Raw genomic sequence first — 5,855 nt, 5'->3', positions numbered from 1 at the left:
GCCCGGTTCGTCGCCGATCTCGCACGTACTCCCCGGTACGCGCCTCGATCGGCTCCTGCCGGATCGGCGAAAGCGGCTCCGGCGCAGCCCCGTCGGAGTTCCCAAACGGGCTCTTCCCGTACCGCGTCATCCGTTGCATGGGTCGCACCCCCGGTGGCGTTTCCGAACGGTCTCCAAGGTGACGAGGTCACAGACGCCGGGTGAGCGGCGAGACAGGATGGCGTCGAAAGGCGGTGCCGGCGATGTGACGCGGCGCCGCGAACGGGATCAGCGGGAGGCGACGGCGATGGCGGACACGACGGCAGGGGGGATCGGGGCAGGGGCGATCGGGGCAGGAGCGGGACCGGCGGGGGCAAACATCGTCGATCTGCCGGTCGGGGGCCGTCCGGGCGGCAGCGAGAGCGCGGCCCACGCGCCGGCCGAGAGCCGGCTCGCCCATTTCCCGGTGAGCTTTTTTGCAGTGGTGATGGGCACCGGCGGGCTGTCGCTCGCCACCCACAAGCTCGAGCGGCTGCTCGACGCCGGGCCACGCGCGAGCCTGGTGATCGGCGGCATCGCCGGGGCGGCGTTCCTGGTGATCGGGCTCCTTTATCTCGCCAAGGCGTTGCGCCATCCCGGCGCGGTGGTCGCCGAATGGCACCACCCGGTGCGGCTCTCCTTCTTCCCCACCATCAGCATCTCGCTTCTCGTGCTGTCGCTGGTCGCGCTGCCGGTGAGCCGCGACGCGGCGGAGCCGTTGTGGATCGCCGGCACGGTGATGCAGGTGGTGTTCAGCCTCGCCGTGCTGTCGGCCTGGATCGGCCACCGCGAGTTCCAGCCGCCGCATCTCAATCCGGCGTGGTTCATCCCGGCGGTCGGCAACATCATCGTGCCGGTCGCCGGCGTGCCGCTCGGCTATGTCGAGCCGAGCTGGTTCTTCTTCTCGTTCGGCCTTCTGTTCTGGCTGGTGCTGCTGACGCTCGTGTTCAATCGGCTGATCTTCCACACGCCGCTGCCCGAGCGTTTGCTGCCGACGCTGACCATCCTGATCGCTCCGCCGGCGATCGGCTTCCTCGCCTGGCTCGGCCTGTCGGGCCACGGCATCGATGCGTTCGCCCACATTTTGTTCTATGCCGGCCTCGCGCTCTTCCTGCTGGTCGCCACCCAGGCGGGCCGGATGGTGCGGATAAAGTTCGCGCTGTCGTGGTGGGCCTACTCGTTCCCGCTCGCCGCCCTCACCACCGCGGCCGCGGTGTTCGCCGACGCGATCGGCGGACGGACGATCACCGGCATCTTCTTCGCGCTCTACGCGCTGCTCGCGGTGGTGCTGACGGTGCTGGTGATCGCGACCGTGCGGGCGATCTTTGCCGGGGCGATCTGCCGGCCGGAGTGAGGCGACCCGAGACCGGCGGCCATCGGCCGGACTGCACCAGTCTCGGTTGCGTTTCGTCAATGTGACGCGGCCGCCCGCCCGGCATGCTTTCTCTCCAGAAGAAGAACCGGAGAGGAAACGTGCCCGTGGATGCGACCGCGCTCGTCGATGCGCTGGGCGAAGGACCCGTCCTCGCGCTGGGCGGTCTCGTGGTCGGTGCCGCGTTCGGCTTTGCGGCGCAGCGCAGCCGCTTCTGCCTGCGCGCCGCCGCGCTCGAGTTCTTTCACGGCGAGGTCGGCCAGCGGGTCGCGGTGTGGCTGATGGCGTTCGCGACCGCGGTGGTGTGGACGCAAGGCTTCATCCTGCTCGAGCTGCTCGACGTGTCGGAGGCGCGCCAGCTCGCCCAGCGCGGCAGCCTGTCGGGCGCGGCGATCGGCGGGCTGATGTTCGGCGCCGGCATGGTCATGACGCGCGGCTGCGCGAGCCGGCTCCTGGTGCTCTCCGCCACCGGCAATCTGCGGGCGCTGCTGTCCGGGCTGGTGATGGCGGTGGCGGCGCAGTCGGCGATGTCGGGGGCGCTGGCGCCGCTGCGCGAAACGATCACCGGCTGGTGGACGATCGACGGCGGCAGCGCGCGCGACCTCCTGGTCGTGCTCGGGCTCGGCCACGGGCACGCGCTCGCCTTCGGCCTCGTCTGGTGCGCCGCGGCGTACGTTTACGCGGTGAAGAGCCGGCTGCCGGCGGCGAGCTGGTTCACGGCGTCGGGCGTCGGCGGCATGGTGGCGCTCGGCTGGCTGTTCACCTACACGATCGCGCAGTCGAGCTTTGCGGTGCCGCACGTCACCAGCATCACCTTCACCGGGCCGTCGGCCGACACGCTGATGGTGGTGCTCGATCGCACCCGCCTCGTGTGGGACTTCGACATCGGGCTGGTGCCGGGCGTGTTTGTCGGCTCGCTCGCCGGGGCGTTGCTGTTTCGCGAGTTCGCGCTGGTCGGCTTCCGCGATGCGGTCGGCATGCGGCGCTACATCGCCGGCGCGGTGCTGATGGGGTTCGGGGGGATGCTGGCGGGCGGCTGCGCGGTCGGCGCCGGGGTGTCGGGCGGGGCGATTTTTGCGCTCACCGCCTGGGTGACGCTCGCCTGCATCTGGGCGGCGGCAGGGGTCACCGACTTTTTGCTCGATCGCGAGGTGCCGGTGCCGGCCGGCGCGGTGCCGACGGCGAGCTGACTTTTTTCGCGCGCGGCGATTGCCGCACTGCGGCAGCGCGACCGGAGACCGCGGGAACGATGACCGCGGGAACGACGACCGCGGGAGCCCGAGCGAGCGAGAGAACGCTCAGGCGGAGCGATGGGGCATCGCGATGCGGCGGCCGGCGGCCTCGGGGCAGGGCAGGCGGGCGTGCGACGCCTCGAGGTCGGCGAGCCGCTCGGCGATCTCGGGGGGAATCGGGGCGGTCTTCTGCGCGGTCATGTCGACGTGCAGCGCCATCACCTCGGCGGTCGCCGCCATCCAGGCCTCGGTCGCGTGGAAGAGCTGGACGAAATAGTGCATCCGTTTGGCGTCGCAATCGAGCAGCTGAACGGTTGCGCGCACGGCGTCCCCGGCCTTCAGTTCGCGCAGGTAGCGCACATGGGTCTCGGCCGTGTAATAGGAGTGGCGTTGCTGGTCGACATAGGCCGGTCCGGCGCCGATCAGCGCCAGGACCTCGTCGAAGGCGCGGTCGAACAGCACGTTGTACCAGGCCATGTTCAGGTGGCCGTTGTAGTCGATCCAGTCCGGCTCGACCCGCATCACGGACGAGACGAAGGGTGCGAAGAACACCGGCTCGAGGTCGGCGTGGTCGATATGGTCGAGCATCACGTTCATGAGAGACACTATGCCAGCTGTTTGTGACGTTGTCGCGGTTGCGACGGCGCGCCCGTTCCCGGCGCCGCGTTGCCGCCGAGCCGGGAGGCCGTCGTGACGCCCGTCGCCGTTCCGTCCCGAAACGCCGCCGCCGATCGCCCGCCGGAGCGCGCCGTCCAGGCCGCCGTGCTTGAGCTGACGGCGGAATTCGGCAACCTCGTCACGCTCGCCGCCTCCACCCGCGAGCAGCACGCCAACACGGCGACCTGGATCCCGAACCAGCCGCCCGACGCCGTGGTTTTCCCACAATCCACCGCCGACGTTCAAAAGATCGTGCGCATTTGCGCCCGCCACAAGGTGCCGATCGTGCCGTTCGGCACCGGAACCTCGCTCGAGGGGCAGGTCAATGCGCCGCTCGGCGGCGTCTCGATCGACACCCGCGACATGAACAAGGTGCTCGCGGTGCATGCCGAGGATCTCGACTGCGTGGTGCAGCCGGGCGTCACCCGCAAGCAGCTCAACGAGTATCTGCGCGACCAGGGCCTGTTTTTCCCGCTCGATCCCGGCGCCGACGCGGCGCTCGGCGGCATGGCGGCGACGCGGTGCTCCGGCACCAACGCGGTGCGCTACGGCACCATGAAGGACGTCACGCTGGCGCTCGAGGTGGTGTTGGCGAACGGCGAGATCATGCGCACCGCGCAGCGCGCGAAAAAGTCGGCCGCCGGCTACGACCTCACCCGGCTGATGATCGGCTCGGAGGGCACGCTCGGCATCATCACCGAGCTGACGCTCAGGCTGCACGGCATCCCGGAGGCGATCTCCGGCGGCATCTGCCCGTTCCCGACCGTCGAGGCCGCCTGCAACGCGGTGATCGAGACCATCCAGATCGGCATTCCGGTCGCCCGCATCGAGCTTCTCGACACGCTCCAGGTGCAGGCGGTCAATGCCTACTCCAAGCTGACGCTGCCCGAGACGCCGATGCTGCTGGTCGAGTTCCACGGCACCGAGGCGAGCGTCGCCGAGCAGTCGACCCGGTTCGGCGAGATCGTCGCCGAGCACGGCGGCGGCCCGTTCGAGTGGGCGACGCGGGCGGAGGATCGCACCCGGCTGTGGCAGGCGCGCCACGACGGCTACTGGGCCGCCTGCGCGCTGCGCCGCAAGACACAGGCGCTCGCGAGCGACGTGTGCGTGCCGATCTCGCGGCTCGCCGAATGCGTGACCGCCACCCAGAAGGACATCGCGGACAGCAACCTGGTGGCGCCGATCGTCGGCCATGTCGGCGACGGCAACTTCCATTTGTGCCTGCTGGTCGACCTCGACGACCACGACGAGGTGGTGCGGGCGAAGGCCCTGCTCGAGCGGCTGGTCGAGCGGGCGCTGGCGATGGACGGCACCTGCACCGGCGAGCACGGCATCGGGCAGGGCAAGATGAAGTATCTCGAGGCCGAGCTCGGCCGCCCGGCGCTCGCTGCGATGGCGGCGATCAAGGCGGCGCTCGATCCCGACAATCTGCTCAATCCGGGCAAGATCGTCCCGCCGCTCTGAGGCGGGACACTCCACCGCCTCGTCGGGAGGCGCCACCCGCGGTGGCGCCTCGAAGGACGGGGCGGCGCGGGGCCGTATTTCGACGAATTCCGGCCTCGTTCCGCTCGCGCGCGCTTGTGTGCGACGCCCCGTCGCGACATGGTCGCGTCGCCGGGACACACTGTCGCCGCCGATTCGCGCGATCGTGGACGCCGACGCGGGCGCGACGTCGCGGCTCGCTGTGTGGCGGCTTGCGATGTCGCGAGCCTCGGGTCGCGCGCCCGGCGGCCGGCTCGGCACGGGACGGCGAGGGGCCGGCCGGAACGAACTCGTCCGGAGCAAACGGGTGCAGTCGACGCTTCTCGGCATCGCGATCGCGCTGATCCTGGCGCTGCTGACCGCGCTGGTGGGCCCGTTTTTCGTCGACTGGACGAGCTACCGAGACACCATCGAGGCGGAGGCCGGCCGGATGGTCGGCACCCCCGTCGTCGTCTCCGGCCCGATCGGCGTCCGTCTGCTACCGACCCCCTCCGTTCATCTGAGCGGCGTGTCGCTCGCGCTCGGCGCGGCGCAGATGAGCGCCCGCGCGCTCGACGTCACCCTCGCACTCGGCCCCCTGCTGCGCGGCGAGACCCGGGTCGAGACCTTGTCCGTCGATGCGCCGCAGCTCCGGCTCGGGCTCGATTCGCGCGGCCGCTTGCCCGTGGCGCTGCCCGGCCCGGCGCGCGACCCCGAGCGCGTCGCGATCGACGAGCTCACCGTCACCGACGGCCGCGTGATCCTGTCGGACGCCGCGAGCGGCCGCACCTTGGCGCTCGACAAGCTCACCTTCTCCGGCGACCTGCGCTCTCTCGCCGGCCCGTTGCGCGGCGAGGGCGCCTTCGTCTCCGGCGGCGACCTCTACGGCGTGCGGCTGTCCGCCGACGGCCGCGACCGGGAGGGCGGTGCCCGAATCCGGCTGAGCCTCGATCCGCTCGACCGGCCGCTGACGATCGAGACCGATGGCCGGCTGCGGCTCGACGGCACGACACCCCGTTACGACGGCTCGCTCACGGTGACCCGCGCGGCCGGCGCGGCGCTCGGCGAGCCGCAGGCGGCCCGCGAGCCGTGGCGGGTCCCCCGCCGCCCCGTCC

5 protein-coding genes are annotated in these 5,855 nt (G+C 71.1%); 4 read left to right on the top strand and 1 reads right to left on the bottom strand.

All coding sequences use genetic code 11. The annotated features are described in order from the left end of the window. Positions 1–286: 286 nt before the first annotated feature. Entirely contained in the window at positions 287–1,372 is a 1,086-nt protein-coding gene (locus tag A33M_RS21665; protein ID WP_157223622.1) for an SLAC1 anion channel family protein, read from the top strand. A 125-nt stretch (positions 1,373–1,497) separates the two neighbouring features. After that, complete coding sequence (locus tag A33M_RS21660; RefSeq protein ID WP_008392084.1) at positions 1,498–2,580, top strand: YeeE/YedE family protein; 1,083 nt, start codon at positions 1,498–1,500, stop codon at positions 2,578–2,580. A gap of 108 nt (positions 2,581–2,688) precedes the next feature. Here the strand turns inward: A33M_RS21660 and A33M_RS21655 are convergent, their stop codons facing one another. Then, the gene (locus A33M_RS21655) at positions 2,689–3,219 is read right to left on the bottom strand and encodes a thioesterase family protein (protein ID WP_008392083.1); all 531 of its coding nucleotides are present in this window, start codon (positions 3,217–3,219) and stop codon (positions 2,689–2,691) included. A 93-nt stretch (positions 3,220–3,312) separates the two neighbouring features. Between A33M_RS21655 and A33M_RS21650 the strand changes: the two genes are divergently transcribed. After that, entirely contained in the window at positions 3,313–4,743 is a 1,431-nt protein-coding gene (locus A33M_RS21650; protein ID WP_008392081.1) for an FAD-linked oxidase C-terminal domain-containing protein, read from the top strand. Between the two features lie 325 nt (positions 4,744–5,068). Further along, positions 5,069–5,855: AsmA family protein (locus A33M_RS21645; protein ID WP_040622577.1), on the top strand; the 787-nt coding region annotated here is incomplete at its 3' end.

It is taken from the genome of Rhodovulum sp. PH10, from assembly GCF_000293785.1.
Taxonomy (GTDB): domain Bacteria; phylum Pseudomonadota; class Alphaproteobacteria; order Rhizobiales; family Xanthobacteraceae; genus Rhodoplanes.
This window is presented reverse-complemented; position numbering and strand designations above follow the sequence as displayed.